Raw genomic sequence first — 15,840 nt, 5'->3', positions numbered from 1 at the left:
CGATAGGCCAGCAGCCGCGCGATTCGAAGGTCGATCAATGCCCGCACCCAGCGCGTGCGGATGGACTCGGGCAACTGATCCCAATCGTCACCGAGTTCGGTTTGCATCCGGTCGAGCAATGACTCGCACCGGGCGTAGCGGGCGATGCCGACGCGCTCGAAGGCAAGCGCTTCGCGCATCACCCGCCAGCCGTCGCCCAATTCGCCGAGGACCTCGTCGGGAAATACCTCGACACCGTCGAGAAAGACTTCGTTGAGGTGATGCGGCCCAAGCATCGAGCGGATCGGTCGCACGGTGATACCGGCCCGGTCCATCGGAACGAGAAAGAGGCTGAGCCGGTTGGCTTTCGGGGCATTCGGGTCGGTGCACGCCGCCAGCACACACCAGGACGCCATCTGGGCGTAGGAGGTCCAGACTTTCTGCCCGGTGATGCGCCAACCGTCACCGTCGGGTACCGCGCGGGTCCGCAGCGACGCAAGATCCGTTCCGGCTTCAGGTTCGGAAAAGCCCTGACACCAGATCACCTCACCGGCGGCGATGGCGGACATGTGCCGGGCCTTCTGCTCGGCGGTTCCGTACCGCATGAGCGCGGGCCCGACCCAGTTGATGCCCATGTACTGCGCACCACGGGGTTCGTGATGGGCCCACATCTCCTCGCGCAACACGGTCTGCTGCCACACCGAACCGCCGCCACCGCCGTGTTCCTTGGGCCAGGCCAGGGCCAGCAGCCCGTCGGATGCGAGCATTTTGCAGAACGACTCGGTGGTGGCCAAGTCTTTCGGGTCGTTGGTGCAAGCGCCGAGGAAGCCTTCGGGGATATGCGTGGAGATCAAGTCCCGCAAGCGCTTTCTGAGTTCGACAGCATCGGTGCCGAGGTCGTAATCCATCGTCATCCCTTCGGCAATCCGAGCAGTCGCTCGGCGATGATGTTGCGTTGGATCTCGGATGTTCCGCCGTAGATCGTCGCCGCGAGAGCGTCCTGGCGTTCGAAGAGCAGATCGGTGTCGTCGATCGATCTGGGCCCGGCCGCCGCGGCGGACAGCTCCCAAACCCGCTGCAGTGTTTGCGAACCGAGGAGCTTGAGAATGTCGGCTTCCGGGCTCGGCCGGCCGGCCAGTTCGTTGTTCAGCGCGCGATAGCCGGTTGCCCGGATTGCGTCGGCGTCGGCGAGCAGCGAGCCGAGTTCGGCGAATACCTCGCCGGAGGCGTAGTCGTCGTGGGTGGCTTGGGAATCCCGCACCGAGCTGAGGCCGCGCTGGATCTCGACCCAGTTCATGATCCAAATCATCTGGCGCTCATGGTTGAGCGACGACATCGCCACCTGCCATCCGCCGTTGACCGGTCCAAGCAAACTGTCGGCCGGAATCTCGACATCGTCGAGGATGACTTCGCAGAAGGTCTCATCGGAGATCGATGCCATCCGAATGGGTTCGATGGTGACTCCGGGTGATTCGAGATCGAGGATGAGGCATGAGATTCCGCGATGTTTGGGTGCGTCCGGATCGGTACGGGCATACAGCGTGCACCACCGGGACTGGTGGGCTTGCGTTGTCCAGATCTTTCTGCCCTTGACCCGGAACATCTCGCCGTCGCGTACCGCACGGGTGCGCAGGCTGGCGAAGTCGGAGCCGGCTTCGGGCTCGGACATGCCCAGTGCCCACCACTCGTCGCCGCGCAGCAATGGAATCAGGAGACGGTCGATTTGCGCGGCGGTGCCGAATTGGCGGATCCCGGGCGCGGCCACGCCAGGCCCCGCGACGTTGGGTAGTTTGGGCGCCGATCGCATCGCTGCCTCGAGTCGGATCTCCATCGCTTCGGCCAAGCCGAGTGATCGCCCACCGTGCTCGGGTGACCAAGTCGGCTGCAGCCAGCCCGCCTCGAATGCCGCACGTTGGTGAGCCCGACGAAGTCCGATGTCCCACCGGTATTCGCGATAGCGCTCGTAGTAGTCGTTCGGCAGGAAATCCGTCAGCCACGCCGCGTATTCGGCGACAAGATCGGTCTTGAGCTCGGTGTGCGTCATGCGGCGCTCCCGGCGAAGCGGCGTCCCACCGCGTGGTAGAGCGCGCGGCTGTCGCCCAGCGTCGAGGCGCCCTGCCAGGCATGCCGCAGATAGAGGTGCATGTCGTGTTCCCAGGTCTGCGCCAACGCGCCGTGAACCTGTACCGCGGTGCGCCCGCAGCCGACCGCCGCCTCGGCTGCCGCCGCCTTGGCCAGCGCCGCCGCGTTCCAGCCCGCGGCGACCGGGGTGGTCGGGTTGTCGAGTCGCGCGGCCGCGGCGTAGGTCAGGCCACGAGCGCGTTCCAGCGCGACATAGTTGTCGGCCAAGGCGTGCTTGATGCCCTGGAATGCGCCGATCGGCTTGCCGAACTGCTGGCGTGTTTTCGCGTACTCGATGGCACGGTCCAGCGCGGCGCCGGCGACACCGACCAGGTCGGCGGCCGCCGCGACCAGCGGTGTCGCCAGAGCTGACTCCAGGTCCACCGGTGCGATGGCGATCGCCTGGGCGTCGACCTCGACGTCGGCGACCGGCTGGGCGGGGTCGGTGCATTCGGCCTCGTGCACGGTCACGCCATCGCCGACGCGCACCACGGCGGCAACCGGCCCGTCGGCTGACGAGGCCAGGGTGACGACGAGTTCGGCGCGGGGGAGGCCGGGCACCGCGACCGCCCGCCCGTGCACCCGCCCGTCCTGCAGCGTCATCGGTACCGCGGGCAGCCGATGGCCGGGTGGGTGAACGGCCAGCGCGGCTACCACGCCGCTGCCGATCTCGGCCAACACATCGTCGACGGCGGGACCGGCCAGCCGGAGCAGACCCGCGGCCAGGCCGACGCTGGACAGTAAGGGAACAGGCGCCAGCGCCGCGCCGCATTCCTCGAGGACAACGGTGAGATCCATCCGACCGAAGGAGCTGTCGCCGTCGGCGGTCGGCACGGCGAGTTCGCTCCAGCCGAGGTCGACGACGGTCTTCCACACAGTGCGCCAGCGATCGGGATCCGTCATGGCCTGCCGCGCGGTCGCCGGCGGGCATTCGGCGCGCAGGACGTCACGCACGCTGTCGCGCAGCGCCAGTTGACCCGAATTCAGTCCGACGTCCATAAGGCCCCTAACATAATAAAAATAGTAAACTAGCGCGACAAACGTCAATCGCGGCGGCGTCGTGACTCCAGCGATCGAATGGTGGTAGGTAATGCCGGAGTGGTACCTGTTCCTGCCGCAAGTTCGGGTGCCGGTCGCCGACATCGTCGAGCGGGCGCGCCACGCCGAAGCCAGCGGTTTCACCGGCATAGCGTTCATCGACCATCTCGAGGCACCCGGCCTTCGCGACGAAAGCATTTGGGAGGCAATGAGCGTCGCCACCTGGGTGGCCGCAAAAACCGAGCGGCTGCGGATCGGCCACCTGGTGCTCTGTGACGCCTTTCGTCATCCTGCGGTGCTGGCCAAGCAGGCCGTCACATTGTCGGAAGCGTCGGACGGTAGGTTCGAGCTCGGCCTCGGCTCCGGGTCCTGGCCTGCGGAATTCACCAGATTCGATGTTGGGCAACAAGATCCGGTGGCGCGGGTCAAACAACTCGAAACCCATCTCGACGCGATGGCCCAATACTGGGGACGCGGTGACGATGCCACCCGCAGTCAGTCGCCGCTTCCCACGCATCCGATACCGCTGATCCTCGGTGGGACTGGCCGGCGAATGATGGAACTTGTTCGCAGATATGCGGATTGGTGGAACATCCCGGCCAACCACATCGACAGGCTAGCGGAGCTGGCGCCGGCCGCGGGGCCGGCCCGGGTGTCGATTCAGCAGATGATCGGTTTCGTTCGCAAGGACAGCGATCCGGCCAAGGTGCGTGAGGTCAGCGCGCGGCGATTCGGGAATCTCGGATCGGGCCTGGTTTGCGGCGACGCCGACGAATTGTCCGGACATTTCAGTGATTTGTCCGGTCAAGGTGTTGAGCGGTTCTATGTCTGGTTCGCTGATTTTGCCGCACCGGAATCGCTGCACGAATTCGGCGAAACGGTGATCAAAACGTTCCCGCGATAACGGGCCGGGTCATTGCCGTTGAGCGGCGCGGCGGCGAGCCTCATCGGGCACGACGGGCTCGCGGGCGAACGGGCCGCGCCGCACCGCGTGCAGCCGGATCTCCGGCAGATCCACTGACGGGTCCACGGTGTCGAGCCAGGCGACGGCGTCGGCGACATCGGAGGCCGCAATGGCATTCATCTCGAATGGAACATCCTGCAGCATCTCGGTTTCCACCGGTCCCGGTGTCACGATGTGCACGGCGATGCCGTCCCGGTCGACTTCGAGTGCCAGCGCGCGGGCAAAGGCGTTCATCCCGGCCTTGGACGCCGAGTAGGCGGTGCGAGCCATCATCGGTTCGTGCGCCGCGGACGACGAAATGAACACCAGCCGGGAGCCCGGCCGCATCTTCGGCAGTACGGCCGCTGTCATCACGAAGCAGGAGTCCAGGTTGGCCGACATGATCGTCTGCCACTGCTCGAAAGTCTGCTTGCGTGCGTATGTCCCGCCCAAGGTGCCCGCGGCGTGCACCACGAGGTCGATCGTCGCCAGCGGTCCGATCGCCTGCGCGAAGCCGCCCGGGTCGGACGCGTCGGCGGCGATGTAACGGGCCCCGATCTCGTCGGCCGCGGCGCGCAACGGGTCGATCCGACGTGCCGAAAGCACTACGTCGTAACCCAGTTCGCAAAGTTTTGCAGCGCAGGCCTTTCCGATGCCGCCGCTGCCACCGGTTACCAGCGCGGTTCTCGCACCGATTCGCTCGTCCACGACTTAGAGATGACGGTTGTCCCGCGGGCGGCCCAACGCTTGCGGGGACACCGCGTAGATCCGTTGGTCCGGTCCGGCGGCCAGCACGTGGCTCTGGGTGTCGGACAGATGCCGGGCGGCGATCCGGCGCGCCCGGTCGACGTCACCGGCCTCGATCATGTCGGCAAGCTTGACGTGCGTGTTGAGCACGGCGCGGCGTTTGGTCAGCGACGGGTAGGTGCCCTTGGCGGCGCTTTCGTCGGCCCACTGCTGCTCGTGGCTGGTCCACAGCGTTTCCAGGGTGCCAACAACGGCGATGATCGTGCGGTTGCCGCAGCCGCGGACGACCGAATCGTGGAATCTACGCCCGATTTCGGTGAACTCGGGCCCGTCTTCCAGGTGCGTCTCCATCGCGTCATTGATTTCTTTGAGCTCGGGCACGATGGTGTCGGCGCGGTCCGTTCGCTGAGCCGCCAGCGCCGCGCACGCGGGTTCGAGTTCCAGGATCGCCGTCCCGAGATCGGCGACGACAACCGACTCACTTTGCAGCAGCAGGCCCAACATGTAGGCGGCGCTGGTCTTCGCCGGAGCGTGCACGATCGCGCCGCCCCGGTTGCCGCGCCGGACCGATACCAGACCCTCGGTCTCCAGAATTCGCAACGCTTCTCGCAGCGAGACAAGGCTGACATTGAACTGCTCGACAAGCACTTCCTGGCGGGGCAGCAAATCGCCGTCGGCCAATTCACCGTCGATGATCTGTCGCCGCAATTCGTCCGCGACGATCTCGGCGATCCGCGGCGCCGACAATCGACGTCGGGCCTCGGGGCCAATTCCCAGCGCAGTCATCTGATTCCAGCAGCGGAACAGCCGAACGGAGCCACGGCCGCTGCACCCGCGAACTCCATATACTGCAATTTTAGCAGTAATGGCATAATAGCCGCGCTGGTCAAGCGTTCGGTCCGATGCGGGCGCAGTCCGACCGGCAAATTTACTAAGATGGCATAGACAACAATCCGACGAACATAGACGGAATCACGTTGAGCGACGGGCGCGACAGCCGACCAACACCGCTGGCGGACGTCCGTGTTGTGGAGATCAGCGACCGCATCGCCGGCAGCTACTGCGGAAAGCTGTTGGTCGACGCTGGCGCCGATGTCAGAAAAATCGAGCCGCCACAAGGGGATTGGTTGCGCCGGTTCAGCGCAAGCGGGGCGGCCATTCCAGACGGCATGGACTCGCCGCTGTTCTGCTATCTCAACGCCGGCAAGCGCAGCGTGACCTCGTCGGCGGCCGACCTTCACGCCGAGCTCGCCGGCGCCGACATCATCGTGGTGACGGCTACCCGCTCGCAGGCCGCCCAGCTGGGCATCGATCCGCAGCAGGTGCTGACGGAGTTTCCGCGCGCGGTGGTCGTCACCATCTCCGATTTCGGCTGGACCGGTCCGTACGCGGACCGGGCCGCCAGCGAGTTCACCTTGCAGGCGTGGTCGGGCCTGACCGGCTTTCGCGGCGACCCGGCCGGACCACCGATCGCGATCGGCGGCGACCTGGGGGAGTACATGGGCGGGGTGTTCGCCGCGTTCGGTGCCCTGGCCGTGCGCCGCCGCGTCGAGCACGGCGGACCCGGCGAGCATCTCGATTTGTCGATGCTGGAAGCAATCACGTTGATGCAAAGCGGCGAATGGCTGCACTCGCAACTGCTGCAGGCGCCGCCGGTGTCGCGCACCATCGAAGTCCCGTCGATCGAGCCGGCCAAAGACGGCTACATCGGGATCACCATGGTCACCGGCCAGCAGTGGCTGGATTTCGCGGCGATGGTCGACTGCGCGGAGCTGACCGAGATCCCGCAGCTGAGTTTCCAAATCGGGCGGTGGCAATACCGCGACTTCATTCGGGAGCGGATCCGGCCGTGGCTGGCCGAGCGCACCGTCGACGAAGTCGTCGAGCTGGGGCAGCTGTTCCGGTTACCGATCGCTGCGCTGGGCAATGGCGCGACGATCCGGGAAACCGCCTACGCCGCGCAACGCGGGGTGTTCGTGGAAAACCCGGCGGGCTTTCACCAGCCGCGCACCCCGTGGCTGATGTCGCAGTGCAAACCGGCTTCGTTGCGCGGCGCGCCGGTGCTAGGTGAGGCCGACGACACCACGCCATGGCCCAAGCGCGAGTACCGTGAGCCGCCGTCGGACCCCCGGCTACCGCTGAAGGGCATTCGGATCGTCGATCTGACCGCGTTCTGGGCCGGGCCCGCCGCCACGCACCTGCTCGCGGCGTTCGGCGCCGACGTCGTCAAAGTCGAGTCGATCCAGCGTCCCGACGGCATCCGGTACTCCGGCGGTATGCGTAAAGACCGCGACGACTGGTGGGAATACGGCTGGGTGTTCCATGCCATGAACACCAACAAGCGTTCTGTGACTCTGGATTTGGGGTCGGACGACGGGCGTCGCCTATTCAGTGAACTCGTCGCCGACGCCGACGTGGTGATCGAGAACTTCTCGCCGCGGGTGATGGACCACTTCGGGCTCACCGCGGACGCCTTGCTGGCGATCAATCCGCGACTGGTCGTTGCCCGAATGCCGGCCTTCGGGCTGGACGGTCCGTGGCGCGACCGGGTTGGGTTCGCGCCGACGATGGAGCAGATCGCCGGCCTGGCCTGGGTCACCGGACTCGCGGACGGTCCGCCCATCCCGCCCCGGGGTGCGTGTGACCCGCTGGCCGGTGTTCACGCGGCTTTCGCCGTGACGGCGGCACTGTGTTTCACCGACCGCACCGGACTCGGTCAGCTCGTCGAGCTGCCGATGATCGAGACGGTATTGAACGTCACCGCCATTCAGCCGATGGAAGCCGAGGTATTCGGCGTCACGCTGAGCCGGCGGGGCAACCGTGGACACGGCTCGGCTGTGCAGAACCTCTACCGCTGCGCGGGCGACGACGACTGGGTCGCCGTCACGGTCCGCACCGACGACCAGTGGCAGGCGCTGGTCGAGGTGATGGGCCGCCCGTCGTGGACCGACGACGACCGGTTCGGCACTGTCACGGGTCGACAAGCGCACGCCGACGAGATCGACCTTCAGCTGCAGGACTGGTTCGGCGGCCAGGATCTGCGCCGTGCGGTGGATGACCTTGCCGCTGTGGGCATTCCAGTCGCACCGGTGGTGTCGCCGTCGTTGGTCACCGAGAACGACCAACTCAACGACCGCGGATTCTTGGAAACACTCGAGCATCCGCGCACCGGTCCGGGCCGTTACCCGCGCCCGCCGTTCGCCCCGCTCGATGGACAGCGCGCGTGGCTGATGCGTCCGCCGCCCACGCTCGGTGAGCACAACGACGAGGTGCTGCGGGGCATGTGCGGACTCACCGACCAAGAACTCGCCCGTCTGGCATCGGCCGGGGTGATCGGCACCCGGCCCAAAGGGCTGTGAAAGTTAAGGAGTAAGCGATGCGCGTAATCGTCGACGAAACGTTGTGTGAAGCCAATGGATTCTGCGAATCGTTGGCGCCGGACATCTTCGTGATCGGGAAATCCGACGTGGTACACGTCGCCGACGCCGACGTGCCGGAGCATTTGAAGATCGACGTGGCGGCCGCGGTCGACCAGTGCCCCAAGGCCGCGCTGCGATTGGTCGACTGAGACCGCCTACCGCGGCTTCAGCGTTATCGGCATCTCGTCGTAAATCGACATGTTGGTGGTCAGATTCGGGTAGGTCACCCGGGCCGGTCCGAGAGTGAATCCGTCGCCGCGCAGCAGCAGTTCATCCAGCACGGCGCGGATCTCGGCGCGGGCCAGCATGGCGCCCAGGCAGTGGTGCGCTCCGCCGCCGCCGAACGCGACATGTGGGTTGGGTTGGCGGCCGATGTCGAACGTGAACGGCGCGGAGAAGACCTCTTCGTCGCGATTCGCCGAACGCAACATCGACACCACCCGCTCGCCCTTGGGGATGTGCTGACCGTCCATTTCGATGTCGACTTTGGTGCTGCGGGTCCAGTAGGCCACCGGCGACGCCCAGCGCAGCACCTCCTCGACGGCACTGGATCGCACGGATTCGTCGTCGCGGTAATGGTCGATCTGCTCCGGGTTGTCGACGAACGCCTGCAGCCCGATGGCCAGCGCGTTCTTGGTGGTATCGCTGCCGGCAAACGCGAGCACGAAGAAGAAGAACTCGAGTTCGTTTGCGGCCAAGCTGAATTGCTCACCATCGTCACCGGTGATGACGCCGGACGCAATCGTGCTCCAGATGTCGTCAGCCGGATTGCGCCGTTTCTCGGCGGTGAGCTCCATCGCGTAAGCGAAGATCGACGCGAACACGTCGGTGTCCACCTGGGCGCCTTTGGATTGGACCTTCAGAATGTGGTCGAAGCCGTCGAAAATCCGGGGCCGATCCTGTTCCGGAATGCCGATGATGTCGCCGATCACGGTCATCGGCAGCGCGTCGGCGACATCATCGATCCAGTCGCCGCTTCCGCGGGCGAGCAGGTCGTCGATCATCCGCGCCGCACGGGCCCGAATGCCGTCTTCGAGCTTGGCGATCGCCCGTGGCGTGAAGGCACTCGAGATGAGTTTTCGGTGCTTGCTCTGCTCCGGCGGGTCCAGGGTGATGATCGTCGGATTCGACGCGAACAGGTTGGCCGGCTGAATAAGCGGACCGTTTACGGCCGTGAACGACTCATGGTCGCGGTGCAGCCGCACGGCGTGCCGGTGTTTGGTCGTCATCCAGAAATCCCGCTTGACGGTCTTTGCGACGCCTGGCGTCAGCCCGTGGCGGAACAGCGGTCTGTTGCGGCGAAGCTCGGTGAACACGTCATCGGGAAAACCATTGCGCCACAATGCAAAATCGGACAGATCGACTGTCGAAGCCGTCATCCGCAACCTCGATTCTCCTCGACGCTCACGCCACGAAGGGTGCCGGTATGTTGACTCACCCTACCGTCGGCCGCAGCGTGCGTTGACGTTCAATGCTTAAAATAGTAAAAATAGACTTGAGTCCGCCAAGCGCGGCGAGCGTGAGCGTGGCCGTGCGCAAGGTGGCTGTGCAGGAACGGAGAAGGTAGTGACGGACACGGTTTCGGACACCTCCATCGATCCATCCGAACGCGAATTCGGGCCCAGCGGCATCAGCCTGTCGCCGTACCGATTCCCGACCGGATGGTTCATCGTCGGCTTTGCCTCGGATCTGGCCGCCGGCGAGGTCAAGCGGGTGCATTACTTCGGCGAGGAAATGGTGCTGTTCCGCACCGAGTCCGGTGAGGTGAACGTGCTCGATGCGTATTGCCAGCACCTCGGCGCCAACATGGGAGTCGGTGGCACGGTCGAGGGCGAGAACATCGTCTGCCCCTGGCACGGCTGGCGGTGGCGCGGCGACGGCACGAATGCGCTGATCCCGTACAGCAAGATCGGCTGCAAGAACAACGTCCGCATCCGCACGTACCACAGCACGGAGTGGTACGGCTTCATCCTGGTGTGGCACGAGCGGCACGGACGGGCGCCGTACTGGCAGCCGCCGGTGCTGCCCGAACTGGAAACCGGCGAGTACTACCCGCTGCACCCGCACAGCCGAATGCTGAACCGGGTCAAGGTCCATGCGCAGATGATCATCGAAAACGCCGCCGACCCATATCACGTGCAATACGTGCACAAGGCCGCCAACCCGGCCAACACCACCTCATTCGAGGTTGCCGGCTACCACCTGCACGCCACCGTCAGCGCCCACTTCGGCGGCGGCCGGGCGCAGACATGGCTGACCCCGAACGGTCCGGTCGACGCCAAGATCATCTACGACAACTATTCGCTGGGTCTTGGCATAGTCCGTTTCCCCAGCGACCTGGTGGCGACGATCGAGGTGACTGGGCAGACTCCGGTCGACGAGGACTACACCGACTACTTCTATACCCAAGCGTCGGTTCGCGAACCCGGCGACACCGGTGACGCGCCCACCGGCCGCGCCGCCAAGTTCTTGGCCCTGCAGCAAGAGGTGATCAAGCAGGACTTCTTCACCTGGGAGAACATGAAGTATCTGGAGAAGCCCAATCTCGCACCGGAAGAGGCGCACGATTACGCCGCCCTGCGTCGCTGGGCGCATCGCTTCTACCCGGGTGAAGAGGCTGCGCGGGACGACTTCGGCTACACCGCCAACGGTGATCCGGACCCGGCGGCTGCAGGAGCCTGATGTCCCGCGTGCCGGTTGGGGCGGCACCCGCATGCGACGGAAAGCCCGTCGGCCCAGCTGATTTCGGGGTCGAGCATTTCAGCGTCGCCGCGGTGCTCGATCGTCGTGCCGAGCAGTTCCCCGACCGGGTGATGATGTCGATCGGCGGCGTCGACGTGACCTTCGAGCAGATGCGCCAGCGGTCGTGTGCTGCCGCTAATGCGTTGCTGGACTTGGGTATCGGAGCGGGCGATTGCGTCGCCCTGTTCGCCGGAACCTGCCCGGAATGGATCTACTTCTGGCTGGGTGCCGGACGCATCGGCGCGGTGGCCGCCGCGGTGAACGCGGCCAACAAGGGCGACTTCCTGCTGCATGCGCTTCGCGTGTCGCGGGCGAAGGTGGTTGTCACTGACGCTGAGCGCAAGTCGCGCGTCGCCGAGGTGGCCGATCAACTGCCGGGGCTCGCGAGCATTGTCGTGCAAGACGATTGGCTTGGCGGACACTCGGACACCGTCGACGAACACGTCGGCGACGTCGCGGACATCGGGTCATTCTTCTTCACGTCGGGAACGACCGGGGCTTCAAAGGCCGTCGCCACCACGTGGCACTACCTGTTCACCACGGCCGCGACGGCCGCGTCAGCCTGGGACTTCAGACCCGGCGAGGCGCTGTGGACGGCAATGCCGTTGTTTCATCTCAGCGCCGCGCCGGCTGTGCTGGCGCCGATGTTGGTCGGCGGGACCACGGTATTGGCGCCCAGCTTCCATCCGGCCTCGGTGTGGGACGAGGTACGCGCCTGCGGCGCCGTGGGCTTCGTCGGCGCCGGCGCGATGGTCTCGATGCTGTGGAATCAGCCGCCGGATCCGCGTGATGGGGAGCTGCCACTGCGCTTCATCTCCGCCGCGCCGATCGCCGCCGGGGTGTACCGCGACATCGAAAAGCGGTACGGATGCCGAATCGTCACCATGTACGGCCTGACCGAAGCCTTCCCGATCGCGGTCAAAGGCGTTGCCGAGGCAGGAGTGCCCGGGACGTCAGGCCGCCCGAATCCCAACTTCGAGGTGCGAATCGTCGACCCGGACGGCGAGCCGCTCCCAGACGGCGCCGTGGGCGAGATCGCGTGCCGCCCCCGCTACCCGCACGTGATGAGCGAGGGCTACATGAACGCCTCGGGCCTGACTGTCGACCCGCACCCGGCGTGGTTTCGAACCGGAGACCTCGGCGTGCTGGACAGCGACCACAACCTCACCTACGTCGACCGGGTGAAGGATTCGTTGCGCCGGCGCGGGGAGAACATCTCGTCGGTCGAGGTCGAGACCGTGGTCACGGCGCATCCGGCGGTGCTCGAGGCCGCGGTGATCGGCGTGCCCAGCGACCTCGGCGAGGATGACATCCTGCTATTCGTCACTGTGCAACCCGATCGCGACCTGGATTACGCAGAGCTGCTGGATTTTTGCGGCGCCCGGATGCCGTACTTCTCGGTGCCGCGATACGTCGAGATCGTCAGCGAGCTGCCGAAGACCATTATCGGACGGGTCCGCAAAGATGTTCTTCGCAGCAGAGGCGTCGGATCCGCCGCCTGGGACCGTGAAAGTCACGGCTACATCGTCAGCCGTTGAGACAGGGAGAAATACAGATGGCCATGACCTATCAGCAGCAATACGTCCTCGACGGTTCGGTGGGCCGCGACGCCATCCTGAACCTGACGGCACGGCACAACCGTTTATTCTCCGAAGGCGACCGCAACGGATGGATTGCGACCTTCCGCCACTCCGGCGCCCGTTTCACCCGCGACGGAACGGAATTCACCGATCTGCGTGAGGCTTTCGACGGCGAAAAGGGGCGCCTGGTCACCGTCGACCACGAGATCACCGTCGACGGCGTCAACGCGACCCAGCGATGCGTGGCATTGCTGTTCAGCGCGACGGGCGACGGCACCACCTTGCGCGCGACCGGAAGCTATCGCGATCAACTGATCTACGAGCGCGGCGGCTGGTACTTCACAACACGAGAACTGCAGTGGGACTCGGTGCCGGTCTCGGCGTGACATCAACACCTATCAGCTACAAGCTCGCGTTCGGCACTTACGACGACGCGCTGCAGATGGTCGGGGTTACGTCCGCACCGCGGATTGCGGGGACAGTGGTCAGCGCGGCCCGGATCCAAATGTTCGCTGCCACAGTGCAGGACGGAAACCCGTCGTACTGGGATGTCGACTTCGCCACGCGCACCTGGGGCGGATTGGTGGCGCCGCCTGCCCTGCTGATGGGCTGGTTGACACCGCTGCCGTGGGAGCCGGATGGAGCGCCGCCGGTAGCGGCGATCGCACTTCGGGTTCCGCTGCCCGGCACCACAATCGTGAACGCCGCCAACGATGCGGAATTTCCGCTGCCCATTCTCGACGGCGACCGGTTGACCATCGTCGAACAAGTGGTGTCGGTGTCACCCGAGAAGCAGTCCAAGCTCGGCGTTGGGCATTTCATCGAAACCTTGGACACCTTCACGCGTCAGGACGGCGCGGTGGTGGCGACCAACCGGAACACGTTGTTCCGCTTCACTCCGGCGGGGGCATCGTGATTTCGTGGGAGAGCGTCGAGGTCACTACCGACCTGCCTGAAGTGCGTGATGAGATCAGCTACCAACGAGTGGTGATGAACTCCGGATCCACCTGGGACTACACCCCGGTCCACTTCGACCCGTACTACGCCGAAAAGCAGGGCCATCCAGGTATTTTCGTCAACACCATGCATATCGCCGGTTTCGCCGACCGCATCGCGACCGATTGGGCCGGCCCGCAGAGCCGGGTGGTGCGCCGAAAGATGAGGCTCGCCGGATCGATCTACGCCGGCGACACGATGGTGGGGCGCGGCCGCGTGGTGGCCAAACCGGCGCCGGGACTGGTCGACCTGCGGATCGACGTCGTCAATCAGCACGGCGAGTTATGCTGCCCGGTCGAACTCACCCTGCAGTTGCCGGGGTAATCGCAATGGCCGTCGGCTTGGGCGAACAACATCTGGCGGTGTGCCGAAGGTTCGGCGAATCGGTGCACGCGGCACAGGGGAAATGGGAACGCCCGTCGCCCTGCGATGCGTGGGATGCCAGAGGAGTGCTGGAGCATGTCATCGGTTTTCACGATGTGCTGCTGCTGCGACCGCTGGGGCTCAAGCCCAATCGCCCGCACAACGATCCGCAGCGACGATGGGAGCTGACCTACGACCAGCTGGAAATGGCGTTCGAATCGGATATCGGGCCGGACGCCGCGGCGGTGTTGCCGAACGTGACGCGCGACGTGTTGGTGCACACGTGGGACCTGGCCCGGGCGGTGGGCGCCGATGACCGGTTGGATCCCCAGTGGTGCGAGCAGTTCTACGCGGCTTTGCCGACGGATATGGCGACGCTGAGCGCGTCCGGAATGTTCGACGCCCCCGTCGCCTTGGGTGACCGGGGCGATGTGCAATCGAAGCTGCTTGCCCGGCTGGGCCGTAACCCCGGTTGGCGTCCGCCGAACTAGCGGCGAGTCGTGCCTGCGGCGGCGCGTCGGGCGCTGTGCTCGATCAGCCGCGGTGCGATGGCCCGATGCGCGGGCCCAACCACGGCCCAGACCATTCGCGCGGTGGCATGGTGCCGGAAGAACAGCTGAGTGGTTAGTACCGCGTGCCGGTCAGCCTGACGACACAGCTCGAGTTGCCCGCGCATCAGCGATCCGTCCGCCGCCAAGACGAACTGGTCGGGGTCCGAACGAACGATCTTCCAGCCGATTACGTAGTCGGGGGAGCTGACGGGGCCGAGCCTGAACCGCAGCACATGGCGGTGGATCCATAACACCAGACGTCCGGATACACCCGGCTCGGCACCCAGTCCGTCACGGAATGCTTGTTCGGCAGTGCGCGAATCATGTTCGCCGATAGGGATTTCGAATGCATCGGCGTAGTCTGCACTGGCGTCGAGCTGCGGCTGAATGCGTCTCGCTTTCGGCGGTGTCATGTCACTCCCAATCACTGCGCTGCGCGGCGACGACTCCAGGCACGTTCGAGTTCACGCTCGAGCGCGGGATACACGATCCAGTATCGAAAAGGCTTGATGAAAGCCATGTATGCACGCCCGAACCGGCCACGCGGTTTGACATAGACCGCCATCTGCGCCTGGTAAGTGCCGTCATCGCAGTCGACCCAGGCAAGGTGCATGACACCGTGGACTGTCTGGTTGGAAATCTCTGCGGCGAACTCGCTCGGCGTGCGGTACAGCGGGACAAACGGAAGATGCTCGAAATGCACATCGTTCGCCGAGCCCCGCAGATCCTCCGATAACCGTTCGGCGACAGAGAATTCGCGCGTTCCGGGAATGGGCAGACGGTGGTTCTTGCTCGCGGTCGTGGATATCCGACCCAGATCGAACCACGCACCGAGCCGATCACGCGCACCCCAGAGGACCCGCGTCGGCGCCGAGTCCGCGCTGGTGGGGTCGGACCGGGCAGCCATCTCGATGACGCCGCCGAAGTCGTTCTGCCCGCCGCGGATGGCGGGCAGTGCCCAGACGTCCTCGAGGGTGAAGTCGCCGACGACACTGTGGATGCGCCATGGCCGCGAGAGTTGTACTTCGTTGTCAATTCTCACAAGGCACCTCCTTTATACGGTGACGTATAAAGAGTAGGCGCGGGAGCCGTAGAACGTCAATACGGCGCCGTATAATGCGGTGTTGTGCCTGCGAGAAAGACGCCTGCAGAGGCTTGGGTCGATGCGGGACTCACCGCGCTGGCCGAAGGAGGTCCGGACGCCATCCGGATCGAGGCGCTGGCCGCGTCGCTGGGCGTGACCAAGGGCGGCTTCTACGGCGAATTCGCCGATCGCAACGCGCTAGTCGAGCGCGTGCTGGATACCTGGGAGCAGGCAGTCGTCGATGACGTCATCTCCCGGATCGAAAACACCGAGGACG

The 15,840-nt window shown here is 65.4% G+C and carries 18 protein-coding genes; 10 read left to right on the top strand and 8 right to left on the bottom strand.

The genetic code is table 11. From position 1 onward, the window contains the following. The 3 genes from VN856_RS10085 to VN856_RS10075 form a co-directional block, all read right to left on the bottom strand. Nucleotides 1–887: acyl-CoA dehydrogenase family protein (locus VN856_RS10085; protein ID WP_325688519.1), on the bottom strand; the 887-nt coding region annotated here is incomplete at its 3' end. Nucleotides 888–889: 2 nt separating this feature from the next. Continuing rightward, complete coding sequence (locus VN856_RS10080) at nt 890–2,023, bottom strand: acyl-CoA dehydrogenase family protein (RefSeq protein WP_325688517.1); 1,134 nt, start codon at nt 2,021–2,023, stop codon at nt 890–892. Further along, on the bottom strand, nt 2,020–3,099 hold the full coding sequence (locus VN856_RS10075) for an acyl-CoA dehydrogenase family protein (RefSeq protein ID WP_325688515.1): 1,080 nt from the start codon (nt 3,097–3,099) through the stop codon (nt 2,020–2,022). The genes VN856_RS10080 and VN856_RS10075 overlap by 4 nt, the downstream gene beginning before the upstream one ends. A 91-nt stretch (nt 3,100–3,190) precedes the next feature. On the opposite strand from VN856_RS10075, the gene VN856_RS10070 reads away from it, so the two are divergent. Then, entirely contained in the window at nt 3,191–4,042 is an 852-nt protein-coding gene (locus VN856_RS10070; protein WP_325688513.1) for an LLM class flavin-dependent oxidoreductase, read from the top strand. 9 nt (nt 4,043–4,051) lie between these two features. Here VN856_RS10070 and VN856_RS10065 read toward each other — a convergent pair whose 3' ends face one another. Both VN856_RS10065 and VN856_RS10060 read right to left on the bottom strand, forming a co-directional pair. Then, on the bottom strand, nt 4,052–4,789 hold the full coding sequence (locus VN856_RS10065; RefSeq protein ID WP_325688511.1) for an SDR family oxidoreductase: 738 nt from the start codon (nt 4,787–4,789) through the stop codon (nt 4,052–4,054). Nucleotides 4,790–4,792: 3 nt separating this feature from the next. Further along, complete coding sequence (locus VN856_RS10060) at nt 4,793–5,614, bottom strand: FadR/GntR family transcriptional regulator (RefSeq protein ID WP_325688509.1); 822 nt, start codon at nt 5,612–5,614, stop codon at nt 4,793–4,795. 191 nt (nt 5,615–5,805) lie between these two features. Here VN856_RS10060 and VN856_RS10055 point away from each other — a divergent pair, with 191 nt between their 5' ends. Together VN856_RS10055 and VN856_RS10050 are read left to right on the top strand one after the other, a co-directional pair. Next, nucleotides 5,806–8,187, top strand: a complete 2,382-nt coding sequence (locus tag VN856_RS10055) for a CaiB/BaiF CoA-transferase family protein (protein WP_414686917.1) — start codon at nt 5,806–5,808, stop codon at nt 8,185–8,187. A gap of 17 nt (nt 8,188–8,204) precedes the next feature. Then, nucleotides 8,205–8,396 carry a ferredoxin gene (locus tag VN856_RS10050; RefSeq protein ID WP_325688507.1) on the top strand — a complete coding sequence of 64 codons (192 nt, stop codon included), beginning with the start codon at nt 8,205–8,207 and terminating at the stop codon, nt 8,394–8,396. Between the two features lie 6 nt (nt 8,397–8,402). Here the strand turns inward: VN856_RS10050 and VN856_RS10045 are convergent, their stop codons facing one another. Next, on the bottom strand, nt 8,403–9,626 hold the full coding sequence (locus tag VN856_RS10045; protein WP_325688505.1) for a cytochrome P450: 1,224 nt from the start codon (nt 9,624–9,626) through the stop codon (nt 8,403–8,405). 187 nt (nt 9,627–9,813) lie between these two features. Between VN856_RS10045 and VN856_RS10040 the strand changes: the two genes are divergently transcribed. Genes VN856_RS10040 through VN856_RS10015 form a run of 6 tightly spaced genes read left to right on the top strand, consistent with a single transcriptional unit; the run spans nt 9,814 to nt 14,419 of the window. Then, nucleotides 9,814–10,929 carry an aromatic ring-hydroxylating oxygenase subunit alpha gene (locus VN856_RS10040; RefSeq protein ID WP_325688503.1) on the top strand — a complete coding sequence of 372 codons (1,116 nt, stop codon included), beginning with the start codon at nt 9,814–9,816 and terminating at the stop codon, nt 10,927–10,929. After that, nucleotides 10,929–12,527 carry an AMP-binding protein gene (locus VN856_RS10035; protein ID WP_325688501.1) on the top strand — a complete coding sequence of 533 codons (1,599 nt, stop codon included), beginning with the start codon at nt 10,929–10,931 and terminating at the stop codon, nt 12,525–12,527. Before VN856_RS10040 ends, VN856_RS10035 begins: the two co-directional genes overlap by 1 nt. A gap of 17 nt (nt 12,528–12,544) precedes the next feature. Then, a complete protein-coding gene (locus tag VN856_RS10030; protein ID WP_325688499.1) occupies nt 12,545–12,955 on the top strand; it encodes a nuclear transport factor 2 family protein in 411 nt (136 codons plus the stop codon). A 56-nt stretch (nt 12,956–13,011) separates the two neighbouring features. After that, nucleotides 13,012–13,485, top strand: coding sequence for an FAS1-like dehydratase domain-containing protein (locus tag VN856_RS10025; RefSeq protein ID WP_325688523.1), 474 nt, complete (start codon nt 13,012–13,014; stop codon nt 13,483–13,485). Further along, nucleotides 13,482–13,889, top strand: a complete 408-nt coding sequence (locus VN856_RS10020; RefSeq protein WP_414686916.1) for a MaoC/PaaZ C-terminal domain-containing protein — start codon at nt 13,482–13,484, stop codon at nt 13,887–13,889. Before VN856_RS10025 ends, VN856_RS10020 begins: the two co-directional genes overlap by 4 nt. Before the next feature lie 5 nt (nt 13,890–13,894). Next, nucleotides 13,895–14,419 carry a maleylpyruvate isomerase family mycothiol-dependent enzyme gene (locus tag VN856_RS10015; RefSeq protein ID WP_325688497.1) on the top strand — a complete coding sequence of 175 codons (525 nt, stop codon included), beginning with the start codon at nt 13,895–13,897 and terminating at the stop codon, nt 14,417–14,419. Here the strand turns inward: VN856_RS10015 and VN856_RS10010 are convergent. Further along, nucleotides 14,416–14,892, bottom strand: a complete 477-nt coding sequence (locus VN856_RS10010) for a DUF2867 domain-containing protein (RefSeq protein WP_325688495.1) — start codon at nt 14,890–14,892, stop codon at nt 14,416–14,418. The two genes, VN856_RS10015 and VN856_RS10010, sit on opposite strands and share 4 nt — an antisense overlap. 11 nt (nt 14,893–14,903) lie before the next feature. Further along, complete coding sequence (locus VN856_RS10005; RefSeq protein ID WP_325688493.1) at nt 14,904–15,521, bottom strand: DUF2867 domain-containing protein; 618 nt, start codon at nt 15,519–15,521, stop codon at nt 14,904–14,906. Between the two features lie 84 nt (nt 15,522–15,605). On the opposite strand from VN856_RS10005, the gene VN856_RS10000 reads away from it, so the two are divergent. After that, nucleotides 15,606–15,840: TetR/AcrR family transcriptional regulator (locus tag VN856_RS10000; protein ID WP_325688491.1), on the top strand; the 235-nt coding region annotated here is incomplete at its 3' end.

Source organism: Mycobacterium sp. (assembly GCF_035603715.1).
Taxonomy (GTDB): Bacteria; Actinomycetota; Actinomycetes; order Mycobacteriales; family Mycobacteriaceae; genus Mycobacterium.
This window is presented reverse-complemented; position numbering and strand designations above follow the sequence as displayed.